The organism is Pseudoalteromonas citrea (assembly GCF_000238375.3).
GTDB lineage: Bacteria > Pseudomonadota > Gammaproteobacteria > Enterobacterales > Alteromonadaceae > Pseudoalteromonas > Pseudoalteromonas citrea.
In genome coordinates, this window is the sequence record NZ_AHBZ03000001.1 from 1 (window position 1) to 505 (window position 505).

Here is a 505-nt window from a genome sequence, read left to right on the forward strand (position 1 = left end):
TTAAATAATAAAGGAATAACAAAAATGAAAATAAAATTAAAAAAAACACAATTAAAAACATTAACGAATGATCACTCAGCTTTAGCACAAGACATGACACCAAACATTGCTGGTGGTAGTAGCTATGCGTCATACCGTTGTCCACCTCAAGAATCACAACGAGATTGTTTTAGTTCACCTGACCAAGGTCAACCTTGTGTGACCTTGCTGCAATAAGAGATTAATTTTATCTACTAATCATAAAGTAGTGTCTCAACGTTACTGCTTTATATGATAAATAACCCGCGATATTGATGATGAGACTTCAAAAGCAGTGACGAGTCTCGAACTAATCTTAACATTAACGTAGACTTCCTTTCTTTTAGGATCAGGTTGCATTAAATACCACAGCTTTGAATGGTGTCTTTGCCAGCAGCTAAAGGCTTTGATTTCTTAATTAAAGAGGTTTTTTTGAACAAATTGTGCGTTTTTTGTTGTGTTATGTCATTTTAATGGGTACTTTATG

General features: G+C 33.9%; 1 protein-coding gene. It reads left to right on the forward strand.

What is annotated here, in order from left to right; all coding sequences use genetic code 11:
• Positions 1-216 (forward strand): hypothetical protein (locus tag PCIT_RS00005; protein WP_021032246.1); only part of this gene is annotated, 216 nt, incomplete at its 5' end.
• Between the last annotated feature and the right edge of the window lie 289 nt (positions 217-505).